Annotated in this window: 28 protein-coding genes; 10 read left to right on the top strand and 18 right to left on the bottom strand. The window is 65.1% G+C overall.

What is annotated here, in order from left to right; genetic code table 11:
- Positions 1-174 precede the first annotated feature (174 nt).
- The gene (locus BTN82_RS02610; RefSeq protein WP_075117626.1) at positions 175-1,080 is read left to right on the top strand and encodes a cation diffusion facilitator family transporter; all 906 of its coding nucleotides are present in this window, start codon (positions 175-177) and stop codon (positions 1,078-1,080) included.
- A 111-nt stretch (positions 1,081-1,191) separates the two neighbouring features.
- On the opposite strand, the gene BTN82_RS02615 is transcribed toward BTN82_RS02610, so the two are convergent.
- From BTN82_RS02615 to BTN82_RS02645, 7 genes are all read right to left on the bottom strand, one after another.
- The gene (locus BTN82_RS02615; protein WP_075117627.1) at positions 1,192-2,325 is read right to left on the bottom strand and encodes an AGE family epimerase/isomerase; all 1,134 of its coding nucleotides are present in this window, start codon (positions 2,323-2,325) and stop codon (positions 1,192-1,194) included.
- Positions 2,326-2,483: 158 nt separating this feature from the next.
- Positions 2,484-3,056, bottom strand: coding sequence for a HupE/UreJ family protein (locus BTN82_RS02620; protein ID WP_075117628.1), 573 nt, complete (start codon positions 3,054-3,056; stop codon positions 2,484-2,486).
- Positions 3,057-3,093: 37 nt separating this feature from the next.
- On the bottom strand, positions 3,094-3,708 hold the full coding sequence (ureG, locus tag BTN82_RS02625) for an urease accessory protein UreG (protein ID WP_075117629.1): 615 nt from the start codon (positions 3,706-3,708) through the stop codon (positions 3,094-3,096).
- Positions 3,709-3,744: 36 nt separating this feature from the next.
- On the bottom strand, positions 3,745-4,419 hold the full coding sequence (locus tag BTN82_RS02630; RefSeq protein WP_075117630.1) for an urease accessory protein UreF: 675 nt from the start codon (positions 4,417-4,419) through the stop codon (positions 3,745-3,747).
- Positions 4,416-4,916, bottom strand: coding sequence for an urease accessory protein UreE (gene ureE / locus BTN82_RS02635; RefSeq protein WP_075117631.1), 501 nt, complete (start codon positions 4,914-4,916; stop codon positions 4,416-4,418). The genes BTN82_RS02630 and ureE overlap by 4 nt, the downstream gene beginning before the upstream one ends.
- A 266-nt stretch (positions 4,917-5,182) precedes the next feature.
- The gene (locus BTN82_RS02640) at positions 5,183-5,815 is read right to left on the bottom strand and encodes a TetR family transcriptional regulator (protein ID WP_075117632.1); all 633 of its coding nucleotides are present in this window, start codon (positions 5,813-5,815) and stop codon (positions 5,183-5,185) included.
- A gap of 216 nt (positions 5,816-6,031) precedes the next feature.
- Positions 6,032-6,412, bottom strand: a complete 381-nt coding sequence (locus BTN82_RS02645) for a hypothetical protein (RefSeq protein ID WP_075117633.1) — start codon at positions 6,410-6,412, stop codon at positions 6,032-6,034.
- Positions 6,413-6,802: 390 nt separating this feature from the next.
- On the opposite strand from BTN82_RS02645, the gene BTN82_RS02650 reads away from it, so the two are divergent.
- Positions 6,803-8,878, top strand: coding sequence for an AsmA family protein (locus BTN82_RS02650; protein ID WP_075117634.1), 2,076 nt, complete (start codon positions 6,803-6,805; stop codon positions 8,876-8,878).
- Positions 8,879-9,047: 169 nt separating this feature from the next.
- Here the strand turns inward: BTN82_RS02650 and BTN82_RS02655 are convergent, their stop codons facing one another.
- The gene (locus tag BTN82_RS02655) at positions 9,048-9,959 is read right to left on the bottom strand and encodes a LysR substrate-binding domain-containing protein (RefSeq protein ID WP_075117635.1); all 912 of its coding nucleotides are present in this window, start codon (positions 9,957-9,959) and stop codon (positions 9,048-9,050) included.
- 142 nt (positions 9,960-10,101) lie between these two features.
- Between BTN82_RS02655 and BTN82_RS02660 the strand changes: the two genes are divergently transcribed.
- The 3 genes from BTN82_RS02660 to BTN82_RS02670 all read left to right on the top strand — a co-directional run bounded on the left by BTN82_RS02660 (position 10,102) and on the right by BTN82_RS02670 (position 12,144).
- On the top strand, positions 10,102-10,740 hold the full coding sequence (locus tag BTN82_RS02660) for an FMN-dependent NADH-azoreductase (protein WP_075117636.1): 639 nt from the start codon (positions 10,102-10,104) through the stop codon (positions 10,738-10,740).
- A 9-nt stretch (positions 10,741-10,749) separates the two neighbouring features.
- Complete coding sequence (locus BTN82_RS02665) at positions 10,750-11,055, top strand: DMT family transporter (RefSeq protein WP_075117637.1); 306 nt, start codon at positions 10,750-10,752, stop codon at positions 11,053-11,055.
- A 198-nt stretch (positions 11,056-11,253) separates the two neighbouring features.
- On the top strand, positions 11,254-12,144 hold the full coding sequence (locus tag BTN82_RS02670; protein WP_075117638.1) for an esterase/lipase family protein: 891 nt from the start codon (positions 11,254-11,256) through the stop codon (positions 12,142-12,144).
- 91 nt (positions 12,145-12,235) lie between these two features.
- On the opposite strand, the gene BTN82_RS02675 is transcribed toward BTN82_RS02670, so the two are convergent.
- Complete coding sequence (locus tag BTN82_RS02675) at positions 12,236-13,123, bottom strand: DMT family transporter (RefSeq protein ID WP_075117639.1); 888 nt, start codon at positions 13,121-13,123, stop codon at positions 12,236-12,238.
- Positions 13,124-13,218: 95 nt separating this feature from the next.
- On the opposite strand from BTN82_RS02675, the gene BTN82_RS02680 reads away from it, so the two are divergent.
- The 3 genes from BTN82_RS02680 to BTN82_RS02690 all read left to right on the top strand — a co-directional run bounded on the left by BTN82_RS02680 (position 13,219) and on the right by BTN82_RS02690 (position 15,574).
- A complete protein-coding gene (locus BTN82_RS02680; RefSeq protein WP_075117640.1) occupies positions 13,219-14,007 on the top strand; it encodes an AraC family transcriptional regulator in 789 nt (262 codons plus the stop codon).
- Positions 14,008-14,078: 71 nt separating this feature from the next.
- The gene (locus tag BTN82_RS02685; RefSeq protein ID WP_075117641.1) at positions 14,079-14,390 is read left to right on the top strand and encodes a PsiF family protein; all 312 of its coding nucleotides are present in this window, start codon (positions 14,079-14,081) and stop codon (positions 14,388-14,390) included.
- A 173-nt stretch (positions 14,391-14,563) separates the two neighbouring features.
- Complete coding sequence (locus BTN82_RS02690; protein WP_075117642.1) at positions 14,564-15,574, top strand: AI-2E family transporter; 1,011 nt, start codon at positions 14,564-14,566, stop codon at positions 15,572-15,574.
- 128 nt (positions 15,575-15,702) lie between these two features.
- On the opposite strand, the gene BTN82_RS02695 is transcribed toward BTN82_RS02690, so the two are convergent.
- Positions 15,703-16,968, bottom strand: a complete 1,266-nt coding sequence (locus BTN82_RS02695) for an Hsp70 family protein (protein ID WP_075117643.1) — start codon at positions 16,966-16,968, stop codon at positions 15,703-15,705.
- A gap of 299 nt (positions 16,969-17,267) precedes the next feature.
- On the opposite strand from BTN82_RS02695, the gene BTN82_RS02700 reads away from it, so the two are divergent.
- Entirely contained in the window at positions 17,268-18,206 is a 939-nt protein-coding gene (locus tag BTN82_RS02700) for a DnaJ C-terminal domain-containing protein (RefSeq protein ID WP_075117644.1), read from the top strand.
- Between the two features lie 41 nt (positions 18,207-18,247).
- Positions 18,248-18,550 carry a chaperone modulator CbpM gene (locus BTN82_RS02705; protein ID WP_075117645.1) on the top strand — a complete coding sequence of 101 codons (303 nt, stop codon included), beginning with the start codon at positions 18,248-18,250 and terminating at the stop codon, positions 18,548-18,550.
- A gap of 90 nt (positions 18,551-18,640) precedes the next feature.
- Here BTN82_RS02705 and BTN82_RS02710 read toward each other — a convergent pair whose 3' ends face one another.
- The 8 genes from BTN82_RS02710 to urtE all read right to left on the bottom strand — a co-directional run bounded on the left by BTN82_RS02710 (position 18,641) and on the right by urtE (position 25,196).
- Entirely contained in the window at positions 18,641-19,783 is a 1,143-nt protein-coding gene (locus BTN82_RS02710; RefSeq protein ID WP_075117646.1) for a sensor histidine kinase, read from the bottom strand.
- Positions 19,784-19,908: 125 nt separating this feature from the next.
- Entirely contained in the window at positions 19,909-21,609 is a 1,701-nt protein-coding gene (gene ureC / locus BTN82_RS02715) for an urease subunit alpha (protein WP_075117647.1), read from the bottom strand.
- Between the two features lie 140 nt (positions 21,610-21,749).
- Positions 21,750-22,055, bottom strand: a complete 306-nt coding sequence (locus tag BTN82_RS02720) for an urease subunit beta (protein WP_075117648.1) — start codon at positions 22,053-22,055, stop codon at positions 21,750-21,752.
- Positions 22,052-22,585 (bottom strand): GNAT family N-acetyltransferase, encoded by a 534-nt coding sequence (locus BTN82_RS02725; protein ID WP_075117649.1) that lies wholly within the window; start codon positions 22,583-22,585, stop codon positions 22,052-22,054. Before BTN82_RS02725 ends, BTN82_RS02720 begins: the two co-directional genes overlap by 4 nt.
- A gap of 6 nt (positions 22,586-22,591) precedes the next feature.
- Positions 22,592-23,125, bottom strand: a complete 534-nt coding sequence (locus tag BTN82_RS02730; RefSeq protein WP_075117650.1) for a GNAT family N-acetyltransferase — start codon at positions 23,123-23,125, stop codon at positions 22,592-22,594.
- A gap of 9 nt (positions 23,126-23,134) precedes the next feature.
- Entirely contained in the window at positions 23,135-23,437 is a 303-nt protein-coding gene (gene ureA, locus BTN82_RS02735) for an urease subunit gamma (RefSeq protein WP_007937143.1), read from the bottom strand.
- A gap of 178 nt (positions 23,438-23,615) precedes the next feature.
- Positions 23,616-24,455, bottom strand: coding sequence for an urease accessory protein UreD (locus BTN82_RS02740; RefSeq protein ID WP_075117651.1), 840 nt, complete (start codon positions 24,453-24,455; stop codon positions 23,616-23,618).
- A gap of 42 nt (positions 24,456-24,497) precedes the next feature.
- On the bottom strand, positions 24,498-25,196 hold the full coding sequence (gene urtE, locus BTN82_RS02745) for an urea ABC transporter ATP-binding subunit UrtE (RefSeq protein ID WP_075117652.1): 699 nt from the start codon (positions 25,194-25,196) through the stop codon (positions 24,498-24,500).
- Between the last annotated feature and the right edge of the window lie 85 nt (positions 25,197-25,281).

Raw genomic sequence — 25,281 nt, forward strand, 5'->3', positions numbered from 1 at the left:
TACGGATTGCCCGGCCACCGCTTCGCGAGCTCGACAGCGGCTACAGTTGTACTCGGATACACATAAGCTGAGTCGTTTCAGCTTGTGGTCAGCCCTGACAGGTTAGAATCCCCGCCGGAAATTTCGCCGCCGCCTCACACGAGGCGGCGTTTTTGAAGTTCGATAGGAGGAATCGTGAGTAACCGAGGTGAGCAGGCACTGCTCAAGCAATCGACCATCCTGATGTTCGCCGTGGCGATCGCCGGGATCGTCACAGGTTTTGTTTCTGGCGCCCAATCCATCCTGTTCGATGGATTTTTTTCGCTGATCGCGACCTTCATCAAGGTCCTGATGCTGATCACCGCCAAGCTGATCGCCAAGGAAAGCAACCACCGCTTCCAGTTCGGCTTCTGGCACCTGGAACCCATGGTGCTGCTGATCGAGGGCAGCTTCCTGCTGCTGATCGCCATCTACGCGTTTCTCAACGGCGTGTTCGGCATCATCAATGGCGGACGCGAGATCGAGCTGGGGCTGGTGATCGTCTACGCGGCGGTGTTCACCGTCGTCGAGTTCGGCTATTTCTTCTACGTCCGGCATCGCAACCGTAAGCTCAAGTCGTCGCTGATCCAGTTCGACAACATCAGTTGGCTGGTGGACGCCATGCTCTCGGTGGGGCTGTTGATCAGTTTCGTCACGGCCTTGCTGCTCAAGCAGTACGGACACGGCGAATGGGCGGCTTATGTCGACCCGCTGATCCTGATCGTGTTGGCCCTGAGCATGTTGCCGCCGGCATTCAAGATCCTCCGGCCGGCCCTGCGCGATGTGTTGGGCATCGCTCCGGACCAGCTGGACGACAAGGTCCGCGGGGTGATGGAGGAGGCCAAGGTACGACACGGCTTCGCCGACTACATCTCGTATGTGCAGAAGCATGGCCGGGCGCGGTTCATCGAGATCCACATCGTGTTGCCAGCGGGATATCCGCTGCACAGCGTGGCGACCCTGGATGCGTTGCGCGAAGAGATATCCACAGCCCTCGGCCAGGCCGACGCCGCGCGCTGGCTGACCATCAGCTTTACCGGCGACCGCAAGTGGATTGCCTGAGGCATTTCTGAGCCCCGAGCGCAGGCGCTCGATCGCGAGCAAGCTTCGCTCCTACAGGAGAATGCCTGTTTCTTTGTAGGAGCGAGCTTGCTCGCGATAGTGTCTGGAAGATCAGCCGAAGTATTCAGCCAGGCCCAGATAACAGGTCGCCAGGTGATACGGCGTGGTCGACGGCATGTCCCGGCGGCTGAGTACGCCGTTGGCGTCCAGGCACTCGTTCCAGCCCTTGGCGTGCAGGAAGTGTTGTTGCAGCCCCTGCAACTGGCGCTGCAGGCGCGCGGCGCTGTCCGGGCGCAAGGTCAGGGCGCGCAGGTATTCGGCCTGGGCCCAGATACGCTGGGTGGCGTCGAGCACACCGCCGTCGATGTCCAGCATGGCGCTCACCGCGCCGCTGCGGCTGTCCACCCCAACCTGTTCGGCATGGGCAAAGGCTTGCTCCAACGAGGCGTGCAGGGGGCTGCTGCGCAACAAGGACGAGGATTGCAGCAGGAAAAACCACTCGAACTGATGCCCCGGCTCGAACCAGTTATCCACAGCGCCCAGGGGTTTTTCCATCATCACCCCGTGCCGCGGCTCGACGAAGCGCTGTTGCAGGGCGTCGCACAGGTCCAGCAGCGAGTGTCGCACGGCGGCGTCGTCACGCACGGCCAGGGTCGCGAGGAAGGCTTCGGCCAGGTGCATCAGCGGGTTCTGCAAGGGGCCGCTGGCCAGGGACGACCAATCCTCGGCGAGGACCGCCTCGTACAGGCCGTCGTCGCTGGCGAAACGCTCGGTCACCACCTTTAGCGCGGCATTGAGCACCGACTCCACCAGCGGCTCGCGGACCCTGGCCCAGTAATGGGCGCAGGCGAAGATGATGAAGGCGTGGGTGTAGAGGTCCTTGCGCCGGTCCAGCGGCGCGCCCTGGGCATCGATGCTGTAGAACCAGCCGCCGTGCTCGGCGTCGTGGAAGTGCCGTTGCAGGGAACGGAACAGCGTCGCCGCCCGCTCCGCCGCGAGCGGGGTGCGGGCGTCGCCGATCAGGCTGGAAAACAGGTACAGCTGCCGGGCGCAGGCCATGGCCCGGTACCGTTGCGGCGCCAGCGGGGCGTTGTCGGCGTCCAGTGCCTCGAAGGGCAGCGCCAGCTCGGGGTTCCAGCCAGGTCCCTGCCAGAGCGGCACGATCACGCTGTGAAAATGCTGCTGCGCGGCCGAAAACAGGGCGGTCGATTCAGACAGGGAAGGGGAGGTGGAAGCATTGGACATTGGCTGGCGTCGTCACGGCAGGGTGGAATGCGCGACATGGTAGCAGAGAAGGTGTGGGGGCCGTGGGAGGGGAGGCGCGAAGCATGCACGCGATGCATTCCAGGCAACACTGCGTGTTGCCTGGATCGCGAGCAAGCTTCGCTCCTACAGGTGTTGCGTCAGCCTGCCAGCAGCCATACGCCGGTGGCGGCCGACGCGGCACCCGCCACACGCACCAGCGGTGCCGCGGCCTGGGGCAGTACGCGTACCACCGCATAGCCAGCGGCGTGCAGCGCCGCAGTCGCGGCGACGAAACCGGCGGCGTAGGCCCAGGGGCTGGACATGTCCGGCAGCTCCAGGCCGTGGGCGACGCCGTGGAACAGGGCGAACAGCGCGGTGGCGGCCAGCGCCAGGCTCAGCGGCGGGCGCACCGCCAGGGCCACGGCCAGGCCCAGGGCCAGTACCGACGCGGCGATCCCACTTTCCAGGGCCGGCAGGTTCAAACCTTCAAAGCCCAGCACGCCGCCGACCAGCATGGTGCCGACGAACGTGCAGGGCAGTGCCCAGCGTGCCGCGCCCTGTTGCTGCGCGGCCCACAGGCCGACCGCGACCATGGCCAGCAAGTGGTCGAGGCCGCCGATCGGGTGGCTGATGCCGGCCATCAGGCCGTTGTCGCCGTGGCCCGGATGGGCGAAGGCCAGGGCGGGTGTCAGCAGCAGGGCGAGGGTGCCGAGAATGCGTTGCAGTGTCATGGATGGGCTTCCTTGTTGAGCAGGTTGAAAATAGCGATCAGGCCGCGGTCAGCAGGCCCTGGCGTTCGATAAAGGCAATGATTTCCTCCAGGCCCTGGCCGGTCTTCTGGTTGCTGAAGACGAACGGCTTGCCGCCGCGCATGCGCTGGGTGTCGCTGTTCATCATCTCCAGCGACGCGCCGACCAGGGGCGCCAGGTCGATCTTGTTGATCACCAGCAGGTCGGACTTGCAGATGCCCGGGCCGCCCTTGCGCGGCAGCTTGTCGCCGGCCGACACGTCGATCACGTAAATGGTCAGGTCGGACAGTTCCGGGCTGAAGGTCGCCGACAGGTTGTCGCCGCCGGACTCCACCAGGATCAGGTCGAGGCCGGGAAAGCGCCGGTTCAGTTGATCCACCGCTTCGAGGTTGATCGAGGCGTCTTCGCGGATCGCCGTGTGCGGGCAGCCGCCGGTTTCCACGCCGATGATGCGCTCCGGCGCCAGGGCCTCGTTGCGCACCAGGAAGTCGGCGTCTTCGCGGGTGTAGATATCGTTGGTCACCACCGCCAGGTTGTAGCGTTCGCGCAGGGCCAGGCACAGGGCCAGGGTCAGGGCGGTCTTGCCGGAGCCCACCGGGCCGCCGATACCGACGCGCAGAGGTTGTGTGTTCATGTGACTCTCCAAAATAAAAGGCACTAACTTAAAGCCCTAGGAACGGAACAGGCGGCTGTATTGGCGCTCATGGGCCATGCAGGCCAGGGACAGGCCGAAAGCGGCGCTGCCGTAATGTTCGGGATCGATGTGCGTGGCCTGTTGCTGGGCCTGTTGCAGCAGCGGCAGCAGTTCGCTGGTCAGGCGCTGGGCGGCCTGCTGGCCCAGGGGCAGGGTTTTCATCAGCACCGCCAACTGGTTTTCCAGCCAGCTCCACAGCCAGGCGGCCAGGGCATCCTGCGGGCTGATTCGCCAGGCGCGCGCTGCCAGCGCCCAACCCAGGGCCAGGTGCGGCTCGGCGATACTTTCGAGAAAGGCCCGGGCCGGCGCGTCGAGCTCCGGCAGGCCGTTCAGCAGTTGGTGCAGGGAATAGCCCATCTGCCGGCTTTCCTGATGCAGTTCGCGGGTTTCGCGGCTGGCGCGGTGCTCCTCGCACAAGCGCAAGAGGCGCGCCCAATCCTGCTCCGCCGCGGCCTGACAATGGGCCAGCAACAGCGGCGCCTCGAAGCGGGCGAGGTTGAGCAGCAACTGGTCGCCGATCCAGCGCCGGGCGCTGTGCGGGTCGCTGACGGTGGATTGTTCCACGGCCATTTCCAGGCCCTGGGAATAGCTGTAGCCGCCAATCGGCAGTTGCGGACTGGCCAGGCGCAGCAAGGCCCAGGCCGGATTCATGGGCGCACGCCGAACTGGTGCAGGCGCGGCGGGTAGTTGAAGTCTTCGTCGCCGTGGCGCGAATGATGGTGGCCGCCGCCATAGGCACCGTGTTCCGGCTGGAACGGCGCCTCGATGGTTGCGGTGCTGGCGCCGAGTTGTTCGAGCATGGCCTTGAGCACGTAGTCGTCCAGCAGGCGCAGCCAGCCGTCGCCGACTTGCAGGGCGACGTGGCGGTTGCCCAGGTGATAGGCGGCGCGGGTCAGTTCGAAGGCATCGCGGCAGGTGACATGCAGCAGGGTTTCCGGGCGTGCGCAGACCCGTACGATCCGCCCGTCCTCGGCTTGCAGGCATTCGCCGTCGTGCAGCGGCGGCTGGCCACGCTCCAGAAACAGCCCGACGTCTTCGCCGTCGGCACTAAAACAGCGCAAACGGCTTTTGCTGCGGGCCTCGAAGGTCAGGTGCAACTCGGCGGACCAGTCAGGTTGCGGCTCGATTCTGCGATGAATCACCAGCATGTGAAGGCTTCCAGCTATGAGCGATGCAGGGGTAGAGCAAGGGCCTTGCCAATCGCCCGGTCTGATCGGAAACAGACGGCAAGTGCCTGAAAAAGGGGCAGGCGTCTGTTTTATTTTGTTACAAATTCCGAGATTGTCCTGATTTATAGCACTGACTTGGTGCGCCGTGCGTTTTTTTGAGGCGTGGCAAAGCGCCGCTCTAGCGCAGGCTATGGCGGGTGGACGGGAGGTGCGGGGAGGTGTGCGGTGTCAGCGGCGCGACGGGCTCATTCCGTGCTGCCGAGTCCCTGCCAGTGCTTGAGGCCGATAAAGATGAAGCGCAGTTGCTGGGTGATTTTCGCCTGCGGCGTGAGGTGTTCGGGCAGGGCTTGCGCGGGCGGATCGATGATGTCCGGCAAGGTGGCGAACACGCTTTTGACGATCAGGTCGGCCATCACCGTCAGGTCGGCGATGTTCAGGTGTTGCAGCTTGGGCATCAGGGTCAGGTCGGCGGCGAGGTCGGCGCTGATGTTTTCCCGCAGGCTGGCGATCGCCTGGCGCACCGGCAGCGAACCGCCGTACTGCTCGCGGGCGAGAAACAGGAACTGCGAGCGATTGGCCGCCACCACATCGAGGAAAATCCGCACCGAGGCGTCGATGATGCCGCCCATGACGAATTCGTTATGGCGCACCAGGCGGATGGTTGCGCGGAAGGTCTGGCCGACTTCGCTGACCAGCTCCAGGCCGAGTTGATCCATATCGGCAAAATGCCGGTAGAAACCGGTCGGCACGATGCCGGCGGTCTTCGCTACTTCGCGCAGGCTCAGGCTGCCGAATCCGCGGCCGCATTCCATCAGGTGGCGGGCAGCGTCCATCAAGGCGTGGCGAGTCTGTTGTTTCTGTTCGGCGCGGGGCAGCATCGGCTGGTTGGCTTTCTGATCGAGAGAGCGGCGCACTCTAGCAAATCAACTTTGCCGGCGTCGAACCTGGCAGGGCGTCGTGCTTGAGGCGGGGCAGGATGGGGAGGCGGGGTTCAGGCAAAAACAAAGCCCGATCCAGGGACCGGGCTTTTCTGTAAAGGCATCATAGGCTTGACTCACAGCTGGGTTGCATTAGGCCAAACGGTCGTTGCCGTCTTACACCAGACCTTTCTCTTCCAGGCGATCACGGCCGCCTTCGGCTACAGCTTGGCCCAGGGGAGTGCGATCGAAGCCGTCAGCAGCCAGGGTCTGGCCTTGTGGGGTGCGGTCGCCACCGTCGGACGCCAGGGTCTGGCCTTGTGGGGTACGGTCGCTACCGTCGGACGCCAGGGTTTGGCCTTGTGGGGTGCGGTCGCCGCCGTCGGACGCCAGGGTCTGGCCTTGTGGGGTGCGGTCGCCGCCATCGGACGCCAGGGTCTGGGTGAATACCGAAGTGCTGGCCTTGACTTGTGGGGTAGCCTGTTCGGCCGCTGGCAGGGCGAAAGCGTTGGCGGCCAGGATCGAGAGGGTCAGGCTGAGCAGTAATTGGCGTTTCATGATGGGTTGCTCCTTGGGAGGGCGATAAAGTGGGTACGGAGCCAATGTTACGCGCGCTAAATCGATATAAAAGTTCATAAACACAATGGTAATAATCAACAGAATTGATTGTTCCGCCCGAAGGCTCTAGAACGGGCGTTTCCGCGAATGGTTTTTGCACCGTGGTGGGTATTTTCGACCCATTGGCGCCTCGCAAAAGGGCGCGCGGGGTAACACTAAGCTGGCGCTTTGGTCAGAAAAATCCGTGCTTTTGTGGTCGATTCGCGGCTTCGGGTTAAACCTGCGGGCCGTTTGTCAGTCGTAGTTTTCATGACCGGTGGATTTCAACCCCGGCAGTTCATCGAGGCGTCGTTATCCAGGCGCCCGTCAGGTATCCAGGAGCTCCGTGCAATGACGCGCACCCGTAAAATTCTCGCCTGGACCGTCGGTAGCGTTTTCCTGCTGCTGGCCGTGCTGGTACTGATCATCGCGTTCTTCGATTGGAACCGGATCAAGCCGCCCCTCAACGCCAAAGTCTCCGAAGAGTTGCATCGCCCCTTCGCCATCAACGGCAACCTGGCGGTGATCTGGCAGCGTGAGCCCGACGAGGGCGGCTGGCGCGCCTGGGTGCCGTGGCCGCATGTAGTGGCCGAAGACCTGACCCTGGGCAACCCCGAGTGGTCCAAGGCGCCGCAGATGGTCAGCCTCAAGCGTGTCGAATTGCGTATTTCGCCCCTGGCCCTGCTGGCGCAGCGCGTGAGCATCCCGCGCATCGACCTCACCGAGCCCAACGCCGCCCTGGAGCGCCTGGCCGACGGCCGCGCCAACTGGACCTTCCAGTTCGACCCGAAAGACCCGGATGCCGAGCCCTCCAACTGGGTGGTGGACATCGGCGCCATCGGTTTCGACAAAGGCCATATCACCCTCAACGACCAGAGCCTGAAAACCCGTCTCGACCTGCTGGTCGATCCGCTGGGCCAGCCGATTCCGTTCAGTGACATCGTCGGCGACAAGGCAGCGAAAAAAGCCCTGGAGAAGGGCTCCGCACCCCAGTCCTATGCTTTTGCCTTCAAGGCCAAGGGCCAATACCACGGCCAGGCGCTGAGCGGTTCCGGCAAGATCGGTGGCCTGCTGGCACTACAGGACGCGGCCAAGCCGTTCCCGCTGCAGGCCCAGGCGAAGATCGGCGACACCCGCGTCGAGCTGGCCGGCACCCTGACCGATCCGCTCAACCTCGGCGCACTCGACCTGCGCCTGAAGCTGGCCGGCAGCAGCCTGGGCAACCTCTACCCGCTGACCGGCGTGACCCTGCCGGACTCGCCGGCCTACGCCACCGATGGCCACCTCTCCGCACAATTGCGCGATCCGGCCGGGGCGACGTTCAGCTATCAGGACTTCAACGGCAAGATCGGCGACAGCGACATCCACGGCAACCTGACCTACGCCGCCAGCCAGCCGCGGCCCAAGCTGAGTGGTGCGCTGGTGTCCAATCAACTGCTGTTCAGCGACCTGGCGCCGCTGATCGGCGCCGACTCCAATGCCAAGCAGAAAGCCCGTGGCGGTGACAGCAAGCAGCCGGCGGACAAGGTCTTGCCGGTGGAAGAGTTCCGCACCGAGCGCTGGCGCGATATGGATGCCGATGTCGAGTTCACCGGCAAACGTATCGTCCACAGCGCCGAGTTGCCCTTCACCGACCTCTACACCCACCTGGTGCTCGACGACGGCCGCCTGAGCCTGGAGCCCCTGCGTTTCGGCGTGGCCGGCGGTAAGCTCGATGCGCAGATCCGCCTCAACGGCCAGGCCACGCCGATGGAAGGCCGGGCCCGGCTGACCGCGCGCAACTTCAAGCTCAAGCAACTGTTCCCGACCTTCGAGCCGATGAAAACCAGCTTCGGCGAGCTCAATGGCGACGCCGATATCGCCGGACGCGGCAACTCGGTAGCGGCACTGCTCGGCACTGCCAACGGCGATTTGAAGATGCTGATCAACGACGGTGCCATCAGCCGCAGCCTGATGGAAATCGCCGGGCTCAACGTCGGCAACTATGTGGTCGGCAAGATGTTTGGCGACAAGGAAGTGAAGATCAATTGCGCCGCCGCCGACTTCGGCATCAAGACCGGCCTGGCCACCAGCCGCCTGTTCGTGTTCGATACCGAGAACGCGATCATCTACATCGACGGCACCGCGAACATGGCCAGCGAACAGCTGGACCTGACCATCACCCCGGAGTCCAAGGGCATGCGTCTGTTCTCCCTGCGTTCGCCGCTGTATGTGCAGGGCAAGTTCATCAAGCCGTCCGCCGGGGTCAAGGCCGTGCCGCTGATGTTGCGCGGCGCCGGCATGCTGGCGCTGGGGGTGATCGCCGGGCCGGCGGCCGGTTTGCTGGCGCTGGTGGCGCCCAGCGGCGGCGAGCCGAACCAGTGCGCGCCGCTGCTCGAACAGATGCGTTCGGGCAAGGCGCCCGTCACCGTCAAGCCAACCCGCTGACGCGGTGTGCCAGGCATTCGGCGGTGCGGCCATCTCGAGCAAGCTCGTTCCTAAAGGGGCGTATGCGGTCTGCTTGTTGTCGGAGCGCAGCTTGCTCGCGATGAACGATGACGCGCTAGATCGGCGTGACCGTGGCGCCGCTGTCGCGGGCACGCCTTGTTCCTATCGGTCAGCCAGCGGTGAGCAGGGGATGCCCGGCCGCCTGGGCTTCTTCACGCAACCACTGGAAAAACGCCCGCACCGGCGGATGCCGCTCGCGTCCCGGTACGCATAAGGCGCTGTAGCCGGCGCCGTCGACGTGGATCTGCGGGCGGTAGGGCACCAGCAGGCCGCTGCCCACGCTTTCCGAGACCAGGATGTTGCTCGCCAGCACCAGGCCCTGGCCGGCAATGGCGGCCTGCAGGGCGTAGTGCTCTTCGTCGTATTCGCGAACCACCGGGTGCTCCTGCATCCAGCGTTCTCCGGCGCTGTCGCACCAGGCCTGCCAGCCGTGGGCATACAGCTTGGAGTTGTGCCAGCGCACGCTGATCAGCGTCGGCGTCCGCTCTTGGGCCAGGGCCACCTGTTCCGGCGAGCCATAGACGGCGAAGCGCTCGTCGAACAGGCACAACCCGTGAAGGTTCGGATAGTCGTCCAGGCTGTAGCGGATCACCAGGTCGACGCTCGCGTCCTGATGCAGGTCGATGACTTCACAATTGGTGTCCAGGCGCAGGTTGATGGTCGGGTGCCGGGCATAGAAACGCCCCAGCCGCGGCACCAGCCACAGCGCAGCGAAGGCCGGCGTGGTGGAGAGCATCAGGGTCGCGCCGCTGCGTTGCGGGCGCAGGCTGTCGACGCTCTGCGCCACTTCCAGCAAGGCGCCGTGCAGGCTGTGGAACAGGCGCTCGCCGCATTCGGTCAGGCGCACCTGGCGCGGCAGGCGTTGGAACAGCGGCACGCCGAGCCAGCTTTCCAGGGCGCGGATCTGGTGGGAAATAGCCGTGGGCGTGACCGCCAGTTCTTCGGCCGCGGCCTTGAAACTCAGCAGCCGCGAGGCGGACTCAAACGCGCGCAGGGCGGTCAACGGCAGGTTGGCAAACATGCGATGCACCTCTATGGATGAAATGGATTCATCCTGATCAACTATTGCTCATTTGTTCTATGGGAGCGCTATCAATAGCTTTATTCCTCACCGAGGAAGGCCTTTCAGGCTTCCTTGACCTACCCGCGACGAGGAATGACAGATGAGCAGAATTCTAGCAGTACATGGCAGCCCCCGTGGCGAACGTTCCCATTCGCGACGTTTGACGGAGCGCTTTCTCCAGGCCTGGCTCGAGGCCCACCCCCAGGGCCGGCTGACCCGCCGCGAAGTCGGCCGCGCCGCGTTGCCCCACGTCAGCGAGGCTTTCGTCGCCGCGGCTTTCTACCCCGAGCCGCAGGCGCGGCCGCTGTCGATGCAGGCCGACCTGGCCCTGAGCGACGTGCTGGTGGGCGAGTTGCTGGAGCACGACCTGCTGGTGATCTCGGCGCCGATGTACAACTTCAGCGTGCCCAGCGGCCTCAAGGCCTGGGTCGACCAGATCGTGCGCCTGGGCCTGACCTTCAACACGGTCCAGGACAACGGCATCGCCCAGTACCAGCCGCTGGTGCTGGGCAAGAAGGCGCTGATCGTCACCAGTCGCGGCGGTTTCGACTTTGGCCCGGGCGGCGAGCTGGAAGCCATGAACCACGCCGATCCCTGGTTGCGCACCGCGCTGGGCTTTATTGGCATCGACGATGTGACGGTGGTCGCCGCCGAGGGCGAGGAGTCGGCCGAGCGTACCTTCGAGGTGTCATGCGCCGAGGCCGAGCAACGCCTGCTGACGCTGGCGCGGACGTTCTGAGGAGGCGACATGGCCTGGCTGTTCTTGCTGATCGCCGCTGCCTTCGAAGTCACCTTCGCCATGGGCATGAAGTACGCCGAAGGCTTCACCCGCCTGTGGCCGTCGTTGCTGACGGTGGCGGCCGCGGTGGGCGGCATCTATTTCCTGACCCTGGCGATGCGCGAGTTGCCGGTAAGCGTCGCCTACCCGATCTGGACGGCCATCGGCTCCCTGGGCACGGTGTTTCTCGGCTTTGCCTTGCTGGGAGAGAGCCTGACGTTGGTCAAGCTGGTGTCAGTGGGGCTGATCGTGGCCGGGGTGGCGGGGTTGAAGTAGCCGGTCGGGGTGGCCGGGAGATTTTTCGCGAGCACGCTCGCTCCTGCAGAGGCTTCACGAGCCTGTAGGAGCGAGCTTGCTCGCGATGTCATACAGTTGTCGCGAAGCTGTCACCTTGGCTGTCGATGCTCTTGGCTGCTGTCTTGCATCCAGCCTTGGGCGTTTTCCCGACACCGGCCCGACCACAAGGATGTCCACATGTCCCAAGAGCTCGCCACGCGTTATCCGCTGGTCCTGGTCCCCGGTATGCTCGGGTTTGTCCGGCTGGTGCTGTATTCCTACTGGTTCGGCATCGAGGCGGCGTTGCGCCGCGGCGGGGCCACGGTGATCGCGGTGCAGGTTTCGCCGCTCAACTCCTCCGAGGTCCGTGGCGAGCAACTGCTGGCGCGGATCGAGCAGATCCGTCGCGAAACCGGCGCCGACAAGGTCAACCTGATCGGCCACAGCCAGGGCTCGCTCACCGCCCGCTACGCCGCGGCCAAACGCCCGGACTGGGTGGCCTCGGTGACCTCGGTGGCCGGGCCCAACCATGGCTCCGAGCTGGCCGACTACATCGAGCGCCACCATTCCATCGAGACCTTTCGCGGGCGGGTGCTGAGCCTGGTCCTGCGCATGATCGCGGTGCTGATGGGCTGGCTTGACACCGGCTATCGCGGGCCGAAGCTGCCGGCGGATATCCACGCCTCCCACCGTTCGCTGACCAGCGAGGGCGTGGCGCTGTTCAACCGTCAGTATCCCCAGGGCTTGCCGCTGACCTGGGGCGGGCAGGGGCCGGAAGAGGTCGATGGGGTGCGCTATTACTCCTGGTCCGGCACCTTGCAGCCGGGCAAGACCGATCGCGGGCGCAATCTGTTCGACGGCACCAACCGCAGTTGCCGGCTGTTCGCTAAAAGCTTCGTCCGCGAGGCCGGACAATGCGACGGCATGGTCGGGCGCTACAGCTCGCACCTGGGTACGGTGATCGGCGACGACTACCCGCTGGACCACTTCGATATCGTCAACCAATCCCTGGGGCTGGTGGGCAAGGGCGCCGAGCCGATCCGGCTGTTCGTCGAGCATGCGCGGCGGTTGAAGGCGGCGGGGGTGTAGCCAGAAGGGGGGGCGGTCTTGGGATTTATCGCGAGCAAGCTCGCTCCTACACAGACAGCGCCCTACCTGTAGGAGCGAGCTCGCTCGCGATTCAGGCGACACCGGCCTTGCGCCCGAGCACCGTGGTCCAGCGCTCCGAGAGAATCACCCCGCCCAGGGTCAGCACGCCGCCCACCAGGTGATACAGCGCCAGTTGCTCGCGCAGCACCACCGCGGCGATCAGCGCGGTAATCAGCGGCAGCAAGTTGAAGAACAAGGTGGTGCGGCTCGGGCCCAGGCGCACCACGGCCTGCATCCACGCCAGCGGCGCGAGCATCGACGCCAGCAGGCAGGCGTACAGCACCAGGGGAATGTTGTGCAGGGTCAGGCCGGTTTTCGGCGAGGCCAGGAACAGCGGGAACAGCACCACCACGGCCACCAGCACTTGCAGGTACAAAAGCACCAGCGGCGGCAGGCGCAGCTGCCATTTTTTCAGCAGGGTGCTGTAGATCGCGTAGGCCAGGGTGGCGACCAGCATCATCGCGTCACCCAGGTTCACGCCGTGTTCCAGCAGTGCGCCGAGGCTGCCGGACGACACCACCACCAGCACCCCGGCGAACGACAGTACCGCCCCGACCAGGGCCCCGGCGGTCAGGCGCTGGCCGAGGCTGGCGATCGCCATGGCCAGCGACATCAGCGGCATCAACGAGAGAATGATGCCCATGTTGGTGGCCGAGGTCAGGGTCGCGGCGAAGTAGGCCAGGCTCTGGTACACCGCCATGCCCAGCACGCCGAGGACGAAGATCTTGCCCAGGTTCGGGCGGATCGTCGGCCAATGGGCGAGCACCGGCTTGAGCATGAAGGGCGTGAACAGCAGGCCGGCCAGCAGCCAGCGATAGAAACCGATCTCCGCGGGGAAGATCGCCCCGACCGCCAGCTTGTTGATGACGGTATTGCCGGCCCAGATAAAAATGGCCAGTAATGGATAAGCGTATTGCATGGGGAAAACCACAAGGTTGATGAACGCCGATTATCCGCCTGTCTGGATGCAAGCCTATACTCCGAACCAGACAACCCGCCCTTGAATCCGGACACATGAGCAGAAAACACATCGACCTGCTGCCCTTCAGCGGTCTGCCGGCGCCGGTGTATTTCCGCTACGCCGATTTCGACGCCCACAGCCATGCGCTGGAGCACCGTCACCCCTGGGGTTGCCTGGAGTACTCGGCCCACGGCGTGATGCACATGGAGATCGCCGGCCAGCGTTTCATGGCGCCGCCGCAGTACGCCATCTGGATTCCGCCGGACACCGAGCATAGCTTCTACAGCCCGCAGCCGATCGTGTACCGCGCCGTGTGCCTGGCCCCGGAGCTGTGCCGGGCGTTGCCGCCGCAGGCTTGCACCCTGGCCATCAGCGACATTCTCAAGGCGATCCTCAAGGACTTCGCCGCGCGCGACGTGCAGATCCCCGAGCAGGCGGCGGACAATCGCCTGGCCCAGGTGATGCTCGACCAACTGCAACAAGCGCCGGTGCACCACGGCTACCTGCCGTATGCCAGCAGCCCGGCGCTGATCGCGGTGCTGGAAGCGTTGCAAGCCGCGCCGGGGGATAACCGCGCGCTGGCCGACTGGGCGCGGCAGATCCATGTCAGTGAGCGCACCCTGGCCCGGCAATTCGTGCGCGAGCTGGGCATGAGTTTCGGCGAGTGGCGCCAGCGCCTGCGTTTCCTGGCGTCCATCGAGGCCCTGGACAGCGCGCGCAGTATCCAGGAGGTGGCGTTCGACATGGGCTACAGCAGCGCTTCGGCGTTTATCGCGATGTTCCAGCGCCAGGCCGGTTGCACCCCGGAGCAGTACCGGCGCGCCAGCCTACAGAACAGGTGAACCTGTAACAGGGTTTGTCTACACTGCGCTGGAGGCCGTACCCATCGGTGCGGTAACAAGGAGAAAACTCCATGAAGATGCTGCGTATCCCTTTGTTGATGGTCGGTCTGCTGCTCTGCTCCCAGGGGTTCGCCGCCACGGCTGCCCAACAGGCCCAGCAAGACAAGATGAAGTCCTGCAATGCCGACGCCACCACCAAGGCCCTCAAGGGTGACGAGCGCAAGGCTTTCATGAGCACCTGCCTGAAGGCAGCTCCGGCCGCGGCCGCCGTTCCGGCCACGCAACAGGAAAAGATGAAGACCTGTAACGCCGACGCCACCACCAAGGCCCTCAAGGGCGACGAGCGCAAAGCCTTCATGAGCACCTGCCTGAAGAAGAAATAACCATCCCCCTCGCGGGCGCGCGTTTGCCTTCGATCCGGTGGCGGCGGTTTGCCTGACACACCCTGTATCGTTGATCGTCGGCAAACCCGCGCCTGTCGGTCCGGGTGCGCTCGCGTCGCCAGTGCAACGCTGGCAGACTGCCAATCCTTTCACGCTGTTTGTTTTGAGGCTGTATGCCAACGTTTTCTCAGCGTCATCTGTTGTTGTTCAGTTGGGTAATAATCTTCGGCGGCCTGTTGCTGGTACTTCCCTTGCGGTTGTTGCCGAGCCTGCTGGCGGGCCTGCTGGTGTTCGAGCTGGTCAACATGCTCACCCCGCAACTGCAACGGCTGATCGAAGGGCGGCGGGCGCGCTGGTTGGCGGTGGCCCTGCTCGGCACCCTGGTGGTCAGCGTGCTGACGCTGCTGTTCGCCGGCGCCATCAGTTTCCTGCTGCACGAAGCGGAAAACCCGGGCGCGTCCCTGGATAAATTCATGACCGTGGTCGACAAGGCGCGCGGCCAGTTGCCGCCGTTCCTCGATTCCTATTTGCCAGCCAGCGCGGCGGAGTTCCAGGTGGCCATTGGCGCCTGGGCCAGCAAGCACCTGAGCGAATTGCAGTTGGTGGGCAAGGACGCGGCGCACATGTTCGTGACCTTGCTGATCGGCATGGTGCTCGGGGCGATCATCGCCTTGCAGCGCGTGCCCGACGTGACCAAGCGCAAGCCACTGGCGGCCGCGCTGTTCGACCGCCTGCACCTGCTGGTCCAGGCCTTTCGCAACATCGTCTTCGCACAGATCAAGATCTCCCTGCTCAACACCTTCTTCACCGGGATCTTCCTCGCGCTGATCCTGCCGATGTTCGGCGTCAAGCTGCCGCTGACCAAGACCCTGATCGTGCTGACGTTCCTGCTGGGCCTGTTGCCGGTGATCGGCAACCTGATCTCCAACACCCTGATCACCATCGTCGGCCTGTCGCTGTCGATCTGGGTTGCGGCGGCGGCGCTGGGCTACCTGATCTTTATCCACAAGCTGGAATACTTCCTCAACGCGCGGATCGTCGGCGGGCAGATCAGCGCCAAGTCGTGGGAGCTGCTGTTGGCGATGCTGGTGTTCGAGGCGGCGTTCGGCCTCCCGGGGGTGGTGGCCGGGCCGATCTATTACGCCTATCTGAAGAGCGAGTTGAAGCAGGCGGGGTTGGTCTGACCTGACGCTATCCCTGTAGCCGCTGCCGAAGGCTGCGATCGGCCGCGTAGCGGACGCGCTCTTGAGGGCCTCGGAAGGTCCTGCGGACCTTATCGCAGCCTGCGGCAGCGGCTACAGGCAATGCTTTTTCAGCCGTAACGCTTCTTCGCTTCGATCGCCAGGCCGCTGCCGATGCTGCCGAAGATATTGCCTTCGACGTGGCGGGCGTTAGGCAGCATCGCCGCGACGCTCTGGCGCAGGGCCGGGATGCCGCTGGAGCCGCCGGTGAAGAACACCGTGTCGACCTGGCCGACGCCGACGTTGGCGTCGCCGAGCAGTTGGGTGACGCTGGTGCGGATGCGTTCGAGCAGGCTGTCGATGGACGACTCGAACAGCGCCCGGCTCAGGTCCACGCTCAGGCCCGCCTCGATCCGGTCCAGGGGCACCGTGCGCTGGTCGGCGTGGGTCAGCTCGATCTTGGTCTCTTCGACCTCCATGGCCAGCCAGTGCCCGGCGCGTTGCTCGATCAGCTTGAACAGGCGGTCGATGCCGCCGGTGTCTTCGATGTCGTAGCGCATGCTGCCCAGGGCCAGCTGGGACTTCTGCGAATACACCGAGTTGATGGTGTGCCAGGTCGCCAGGTTCATGTGGGTGCTGGTGGGCATGTAGGCGCCGCTTTTCATCCGGCTGCCGTAGCCGAACAGCGGCATCAGGCCTTGCAAGCTCAGTTGCTTGTCGAAGTCGGTCCCGCCGATATGCACGCCGCCGGTGGCCAGGATGTCGTCGTGGCGGTTGTCCTGGTCGCGGCGTTCCGGCGACAGGCGCACCAGGGAGAAGTCGGACGTACCACCGCCGATGTCGACGATCAGGACCAGCTCTTCGCGCTCCAGGGTCGACTCGTAGTCGAAGGCCGCGGCGATCGGTTCGTACTGGAAGGAGACTTCCTTGAAGCCCAGCTTGCGTGCGACCTCGGCCAGGGTGTCCTGGGCCTCCTGGTCGGCGGCGCTGTCGTCGTCGACGAAAAACACCGGGCGGCCCAGCACCACTTCCTCGAATTCCCGACCGGCGGCGGCTTCGGCGCGGCCCTTGAGCTGGCCGATGAACAGGCCCAGCAGGTCCTTGAACGGCATCGCCGTGCCCAGCACGCTGGTGTCGTGCTTGATCAGCTTGGAACCCAGCAGGCTTTTCAGCGAGCGCATCAGCCGGCCTTCGTAGCCTTCCAGGTACTCGTGCAGGGCCAGGCGGCCATACACCGGACGGCGTTCTTCGAGGTTGAAGAAGACCACCGACGGCAGGGTGATCTTGTCGTCTTCCAGCGCAATCAGCGTTTCCATGCCGGGGCGCAGCCAGCCGACGGTGGAGTTGGACGTGCCGAAGTCGATACCGCAGGCACGGGCCGCAGATGCGTTTTTCATGTCTTTCGAGTTCCGGTTAAAAAAACGGCCGCGCAGTGTATGCCAGTCGTTGGCAGAATCGAAGGCCGGTTATCCGCTAAATCGGCAGCCGGCAGCCTTGAAAGACTATTCTTCACCCCAAACTTGCAGGCATGGGCCGGGCAGCGATCGGGCGGTCGCAAGAACCGCCGCCAGCTGCCGATAAACTTCTGCCGCGTCGCGTGAGTCACAAGTATTGAGATCGGTCAGCCCGCAGGCTGGCCAGGAGCGCATGCTGTACGTCACGCCGCGCGATATCGATAACGGATGGTGATCCTTAGATGGACTTCAAAGACTATTACAAGATTCTCGGGGTGGAGCCGACCGCGGACGACAAGGCGATCAAGGCCGCCTATCGCAAGCTGGCGCGCAAATACCACCCGGACGTCAGCAAGGAAAAAGACGCCGAAGCCAAGTTCAAGGACGCGTCGGAAGCCTATGAAGCGCTGAAAAGCGCGGACAAGCGGGCCGAGTACGACGACCTGCGCCGCTATGGCCAGCACGGCCAACCCTTCCAGGGCCCGCCGGGCTGGAAAGGTCGCGCTCAGGCGGACGGTTTTGGCGAGGGCGGCGATTTTTCGGACTTCTTCAGTTCGATCTTCGGCAACCGTGGGCCGGGTTTCGGCGGTGGACAATCTCGCAGCGCCGGGCGCCGAGGGCAGGACGTGGAAATGGAATTACCGATCTTCCTGGAGGAAACCCTGTCGACCGAGTCGAAGAAGGTCAGCTTCCAGGTGCCGCAATACAACGCCGCGGGCCAGCACGTGAGCAACACCAGCAAGAGCCTGAACGTGAAGATCCCGGCCGGCGTCACCGACGGCGAGCGCATCCGCCTCAAGGGCCAGGGCGCGCCGGGCATCGGCGGCGGGGCCAATGGCGACCTGTACCTGACCATTCGTTTCGCGCCCCACCCGAAGTTCGACATCGAGGGCGAGAACCTGATCATCACCTTGCCGCTAGCCCCCTGGGAGCTGGCGCTGGGGACCGAGGTCGCGGTGCCGACCCTGACCGGCAAGATCAACCTCAAGGTTCCGGCCGGCAGCCAGAACGGTCAGCGCATGCGCGCCAAGGGCCATGGCTTGCCGAACAAGGCGGGGCAGCGCGGTTACCTGTTCGTGCAGCTCAAGGCCGTGATGCCCAAGGCGGCCAGCGATGACGTCAAGGCGTTGTGGCAGGAACTGGCGAAGAAGGCCGCCTTCGACCCGCGGGAGCATTTCTGATCCGCAACCACTTCTGACCTGAAACCTAGGAGTCGCTGACCATGAGCACCCTGATCGTTCAGCTGGATATGGAAGAGTTCTGCGAGGTGGCCAATTTGCCGGCCGCCTACGTGATCGAAATCGTCGAGCACGGGATCCTCGATCCCCACGGCTCGGCGCCGCGGGACTGGCGCTTCACCGACTACGAACTGGCGGTCGCCAAGCGCGCCGCCAAGCTGCAGCGTGACCTGCAACTGGAGTGGGAAGGCGTCGCCCTGGCGCTGGAACTGCTCGACGAAGTGCGCGAACTGCGCAGCGAAAACCGTATGCTCAGGCAACGCCTGGGGCGCCTGCTAATCGACTGAGCCGTTTTCTGTCGGCACGGGCGCCGCGTTTCTGCCGGCTCACCGCGTCATCGTTCATCGCGAGCAAGCTCGCTCCTACAGGTTTGGGGGCTACAACGACGTGGCGCGGGAGACCCGGGGCAGGGTCACGCTGAAGGTGGTGCCGGCGCTTTCGCTGGAGCTGACCTCGATGCTGCCCTGGTGGGCGTCGATCACTTCCTTGACGATGAACAGGCCCAGGCCGAGGCTGGTGGAGGTATCGCCGAGCTCTTCGCCGGAGCTGCGGACCAAGGGGTCGAAGAGCGTGGCCAGGGCGTCCTGGGGAATCGGCAGGCCCTGGTTGTGGATGCTCAGCAGCACCTGCTCGGCACCGCCGGTAATGCTCAGGGTCACGCTGCGGTTGGCGCCGCCGTGTTGCAGGGCGTTGCCGATCAGGTTCTGCAGCATCTGCTCGATGCGCCCGCGATCCCAGATGCCGTGGCTGTCGCCCTCGAAACTCAGCACCGGCGTGCACTCCGGATGGCCGGCGCAGGCTTCGTCCATGGCGGCCTTGGCGGCGCTGGCCAGGTCCATGGGCGCCGGCTCGATGGGCAGGCCGCTGCCCAGGCGGCTGCGCACGAACTCCAGCAGGTCGCCGACCATCGCCGTCATATGCCGGGAACCGCTCTTGATCCGCGCCACATACGCCAGTGCCTCGGTATCCAGGGCAAATTTGCGCGCCAGCAATTCGGTGGACATGCTCACCGCCTGTAAGGGCGCCCGCAGGTCGTGGCCGAGAATCGCCAGGAAGATATCCCGCGAGCGCGCGACCTGTTCGGCATAGGCCGTGGTGGATTCGGCCATGGCTTCGTCGATGGCTTCGTTGAAGCGGACCATGTCCTGGAAATAACCCAGGTCCGGCGTCCCCAGGCTGGCGACCCAGAGGCGGATCACACAGGCACGCAGGTGGCGGAACTCGGCAATCGTCTCGACCAGGTCGAAGCCGACGTCATGGCGCAACGCGCCATGGCTGGCGGCGGCTTCGTCGAGGCGCGGGCTGTTTTCCGGGCCTTCGCCCCGGGCCTTGGCTTCCTGTTCGCTGGCGCTCTGCGCGGTGCGCATGTCTTGCGCGGCGGCGAGCAGGATGGACTTGGCGTGGTCGCGCAGTTGCAAGTGGCTCAGCGCATCGGTGTGCGGGGCGATGGTCCTGGCGAACTGCTCCCACTCGTCAACGATGCGGTCAACCTGTTGCACGATGAAGTCGGATAGACGCATGGCCGGGAACCCTTTCAGGCTGCTGGAGAGAGAAACGCGTTTCGAATTCTAGCCGCTCTCCGGCGTTTCGACACGGGGCGGCAGCCGGTCTTCCTGACCGGCGGGCGGCCCTCGCGGCCGGGTTGCTAGAACAGGAAGTAGCGCTGCGCCATGGGCAGCACATCCGCCGGTTCGCACCACAGCAGCACGCCGTCGGCCTTGACCTGATAGGTCTGCGGGTCGACCTCGATCTCGGGCAGGTAGTCGTTGTGGATCAGGTCGGTCTTGCGCACGGCGCGACAGCCCTTGACCACCGCGATCTGCTTTTTCAGCCCCAGTTGCTGCGGCACTCCGGCCGCCAGCGCCGCCTGGCTGATAAAGGTCAGGCTGGTGGCGTGGCGGCTGCCGCCGTAGCTTGCGAACATCGGCCGGTAATGCACGGGTTGTGGGGTCGGGATCGAGGCGTTGGCGTCGCCCATCAGGCTTGCGGCGATGGCACCGCCCTTGAGGATCAGGGTCGGCTTGACCCCGAAGAACGCCGGACGCCAGAGCACCAGGTCGGCCCATTTGCCGATTTCGATGGAGCCCACTTCATGGCTGATACCGTGGGTGATCGCCGGGTTGATGGTGTACTTGGCGATGTAGCGCTTGACCCGGAAGTTGCTGTTGCCGGCGCCGTCGCCCGGCAGCGGGCCGCGTTGGCGGTGCATCTTGTCGGCGGTCTGCCAGGTGCGGGTGATGACCTCGCCGACCCGGCCCATGGCCTGGCTGTCGGAGCTGATCATGCTGAAGGCGCCCAGGTCGTGGAGGATGTCTTCGGCGGCGATGGTCTCGCGGCGGATGCGGCTTTCGGCGAAGGCCACGTCCTCGGCGATGCTCGGGTCCAGGTGATGGCAGACCATCAGCATGTCCAAGTGTTCGTCGATGGTGTTGCGGGTGAACGGCCGGGTCGGGTTGGTCGAGCTCGGCAGCACGTTGGCGAAGCCGCAGGCCTTGATGATGTCGGGGGCGTGGCCGCCGCCGGCGCCTTCGGTGTGGTAGGTGTGGATGGTGCGGCCCTTGAACGCGCCGAGGGTGGTTTCGACGAAGCCGGACTCGTTGAGGGTGTCGGTGTGGATCGCCACCTGCACGTCGTACTGGTCGGCGACGCTCAGGCAATTGTCGATGCTGGCCGGGGTGGTGCCCCAGTCTTCGTGCAGCTTCAAGCCTATGGCCCCGGCCCTGACTTGTTCGATCAAGGGTTCGGGCAGGCTGGCGTTGCCCTTGCCGGTGAAGCCGATGTTCATCGGGAACGCGTCCGCGGCCTGGAGCATGCGCGCCATGTGCCACGGCCCCGAGGTGCAGGTGGTGGCGTTGGTGCCGGTGGCCGGCCCGGTGCCGCCGCCGATCATGGTGGTGACGCCGCTCATCAGCGCTTCTTCGATCTGCTGCGGGCAGATGAAGTGGATATGGGTGTCGATGCCGCCGGCGGTGAGGATCATGCCCTCGCCGGCGATCACTTCGGTGCTGGCGCCGACGGCGATGGTCACGTCGGGCTGGATGTCCGGGTTGCCGGCCTTGCCGATGGCGGCGATGCGCCCGTCCTTGAGGCCGACGTCGGCCTTGACGATGCCCCAGTGATCGACGATCAGCGCGTTGGTGATCAGGGTGTCGACCACCTCGGCCGCCAGCAACTGGCCCTGGCCCATGCCGTCGCGGATCACCTTGCCGCCGCCGAACTTCACTTCTTCGCCGTAGGTGGTGAAGTCCTTCTCGACTTCGATCCACAGCTCGGTGTCGGCCAGGCGCACCTTGTCGCCGACGGTGGGGCCGAACATGTCGGCGTAGGCTTGTCTTGAAATCTTCATGTGCTTGCCTTGGGATTCAATTGGATTTGAGACCGCTCGCGTAGCTCGCTATTCGCGGGCAAGCCTCGCTCCTACAGGTGATCGCATTTCCCTGTAGGAGCGAGGCTTGCCCGCGATAGCGTCAGAACAGGCCATACACCTCAAAGGTCGCCCATGACCCGCCCGGCAAACCCGAACACCCTGCGATGCCCAGCCAGGTCGACAAGCTCGACTTCCCGGGTCTGTCCCGGTTCGAAGCGCACGGCGGTGCCGGCCGGGATATTCAGGCGCATGCCTCGCGTGCTCGGTCTATCAAAAGTCAGGGCGTCGTTGGTTTCGAAGAAGTGATAGTGCGAGCCCACCTGGATCGGCCGGTCGCCGCTGTTGGCGACGCTCAGGCTGAGGGTGCGGCGGCCGGCGTTGAGTTCGATGTCGCCGGGCTGGATCTGGTATTCGCCTGGAATCATACGGGTTGCCCCAGAGTCTTGAAGTAAATGGCGGTCGGGCTGTAGGTGCCGTCCGGGCTTTGGCAGTAGTTGGGCAGTTCGCCGACGCGGGTGTAGCCCAGCGAGCGGTAGAAGGCTTCGGCGTCCGAGCCGGCTTCGGTGTCCAGGTACAGCAGGCCGCGCTTGTGCTGGCGCGCCGCGTGTTCCACGGCGTTCATCAGTTGCTGGCCCATGCCGCGGCGGCGGGCGTCGTGGCGTACTTGCAGCTTCTGCACCTCGGCGCGGTTGAGGCCGTTGGGCTTCTGGCACAGCGCCAGTTGCACGCTGGCCAGGACCTTTTCGTCCTGCACCACCACCCACAGCAACAGGCTGCCGTCCGCCACGCTGGCCTGGACGCTGGCGACATAGGCGCGGGCTTGTTCCTGGTCGAGGTCGGCCAGGAAACCGACCGAGGCGCCGTGCTCCACGGCGTCGAACAACAGATCAATCAAGCCCTGACGATAGTGGGCAAAGCTCTCCGCATGGACTCGACGCAAGTGGGCAGCGTTCATCGGTGTTCACTCCTTGTGGACGGTGGGCGGCAGCGCCCCCGGATCGAGGGTCAGCTGCATGAACGTCAGGTCCAGCCAGCGACCGAACTTGGTGCCCACTTGCGGCATCTGTCCGGTGGTGACGAAACCCAGGCGTTCGTGCAGGCGGATCGAAGCGGCGTTGCCGCTTTCGATGGCCGCGACCATCACGTGTTTGTCGCAGGCGCCGGCGCGTTCGATCAGCGCTTGCATCAGGCGCGGGCCGAGGCCGTTGCCGCGCTGGTCGCTACGGATATAGACCGAATGCTCGACGGTATGGCGAAAGCCCTCGAAGGGCCGCCAGTCGCCGAACGAGGCATAGCCGAGCACACCTTGGTCGGCGTCGACCGCCACCAGGATCGGATAACCCTGGGCCTGGCGGGCGCTGAACCAGGCCTGGCGGTTGCCCAGGTCCACGGGCTGTTCGTTCCAGATCGCCGTGGTATTGAGCACGGCGTCGTTGTAGATGTCGCGGATCGCCGGCAGGTCGGCGTGCACGGCATCGCGCAGGGAGTACGTCATGGTGCGGCCTCAGGCGATCGGTTGGTGGACGGTGACCAGCTTGGTGCCGTCGGGGAAGGTCGCTTCCACCTGGATCTCCGGGATCATTTCCGGGATGCCTTCCATCACCTGCTCGCGGCTGAGCAGGGTGGTGCCGTAATGCATCAGCTCGGCCACGGTCTGGCCGTCGCGGGCGCCTTCGAGCAACGCCGCGGAAATGTAGGCCATGGCCTCCGGGTAATTGAGCTTCACACCGCGCGCCAGGCGCCGTTCGGCCACCAGGCCGGCGGTGAAGATCAGCAGTTTGTCTTTTTCGCGTGGGGTCAGGTCCATCGTTGGCAATCCGTTGTGAGGCCATTGAAAAATGGGCGGGCAGGTCTTTGTAGCCGCTGCCGCAGGCTGCGCACGACCGCGCAGCGGGCGCCGCCCTTGAGATCGCAGGAGGTCCTGCGGACCTTACGCAGCCTGCGGCAGCGGCTACAGGTTCGTGGTGCGGTCCTGCCAGTGCTGTTCATGTGCTCCAGATCCTCGGCGGCACGGCTTCGCGGCCCAGCAGGGCGGGGCGCAGCAAGCGCCACAGCTCGATCAGCCAGGCGCGGGCTTGCAGCGCTTCGCTGGCCAGGCAGCGGGCCACCAGCAGGCCGGGCAGTTGCGTCAGGTCGCCGCGCACCGGGTGCGGCAACGAGCGGCAACGCTCCAGCAGCTCCGGGTCGACCTCGCCGGTCACCAGCAAGGTGGCGAACACCGGCTGGCCGCCCAGGCCGATCGGCGAATCGAGCAAACCGTCGCCGCCGACAATGCGCTGGCGTTCGTGCCAGAGCAACTGGCCGTCGCGGCGGATATCCAGGTGCGCCTGGAAATGCCCGCGCTCGAAACGCTCGCCGCTGGCGGGCCGGCCCAGGGCGACCACGTCCCAGTAGAACAGCCGCGCATTGCCTTGCAGTTCGATGCGCGTGCCCAGCTCGGCCTGGGCGGCGCTGAACACGATAGTTTCCTGGGGCAGCCATTCCAGTGTGGCACCGGCGGCGACGCGCAGCGCCAGGGTCTGATAGGCGGGGCCGGTGGCGCGATACCACTTGGCCGCGCCGGGGCTGGTCAGTTGGGCCCAGGCCCCGCTGTCGACGCTGGCGCTGATCGCCAGGCGGTCGCCGCCGGCAATCCCGCCGGGCGGGTGCACGATGATGTGCTGGCAGACCTCGGGGCCTTCGGCGTACAGGTGCTTCTGCACCCGCAGCGGCCCCTGGTGCCGGCGCAGCACCGGGCGCGTGCAGTCGCCGCGGCGGGCATAACCGAGCTCCAGTTCGGCGTGCCAGCTGGGGGTGAACAGGGCAGTGTGGGCAGGTTGGTTCATGGTTCGTGTTTATGGTCTGGATGCTACAGGTTAGATCCTAACTTAGATCGTGACTAAGCCGCGCACACCCTCGGCCTCCATATTTTCGCCGCGGCCCTGCTGGACGATTTCGCCGCGGGACATCACCAGGTACTGGTCGGCCAGCTCGGCAGCGAAGTCGTAGAACTGTTCCACCAGCAGGATCGCCATGTCGCCGCGGGCCGCGAGCTGTTTGATCACCGCGCCGATTTCCTTGATCACCGAGGGTTGGATGCCTTCGGTGGGCTCGTCGAGGATCAGCAGCCGTGGCCGACTGGCCAGGGCCCGGCCGATGGCCAGTTGTTGCTGCTGGCCGCCCGACAGGTCGCCGCCGCGCCGCTGCTTCATTTGCAGCAGCACCGGGAACAACTCGTAGATGAAGGCCGGCACTTCCCTGGCCTCGGAGCCGGGGAAGCGCGACAGCCCCATCAGCAGGTTTTCCTCCACCGTCAGGCGGCCGAAGATCTCCCGGCCCTGGGGCACGTAGGCGATGCCGGCATGCACCCGCTGGTGCGGCTTGTAGCCGGTGATGGCCTGGCCTTCCCAGCGCACCGCGCCGTCCTTGGCCGGCAGCAGGCCCATCAGGCACTTGAGCAGGGTGGTCTTGCCCACCCCGTTGCGCCCGAGCAGGCAGGTGACTTCGCCGATCTTCGCCTCGAAGCTCAGCCCGCGCAGGATATGGCTACCGCCGTAGTACTGGTGCAGCGTGTCGACTTGCAGCATGTCGAATTCCTTCTGTCTTGTGCCGGACCTTGTAGCCGCTGCCGAAGGCTGCGCACGACCGCGCAGCGGGCGCCGCTCTTAGATC

This window comes from Pseudomonas chlororaphis (assembly GCF_001921865.1).
Classification (GTDB): domain Bacteria; phylum Pseudomonadota; class Gammaproteobacteria; order Pseudomonadales; family Pseudomonadaceae; genus Aquipseudomonas; species Aquipseudomonas chlororaphis_D.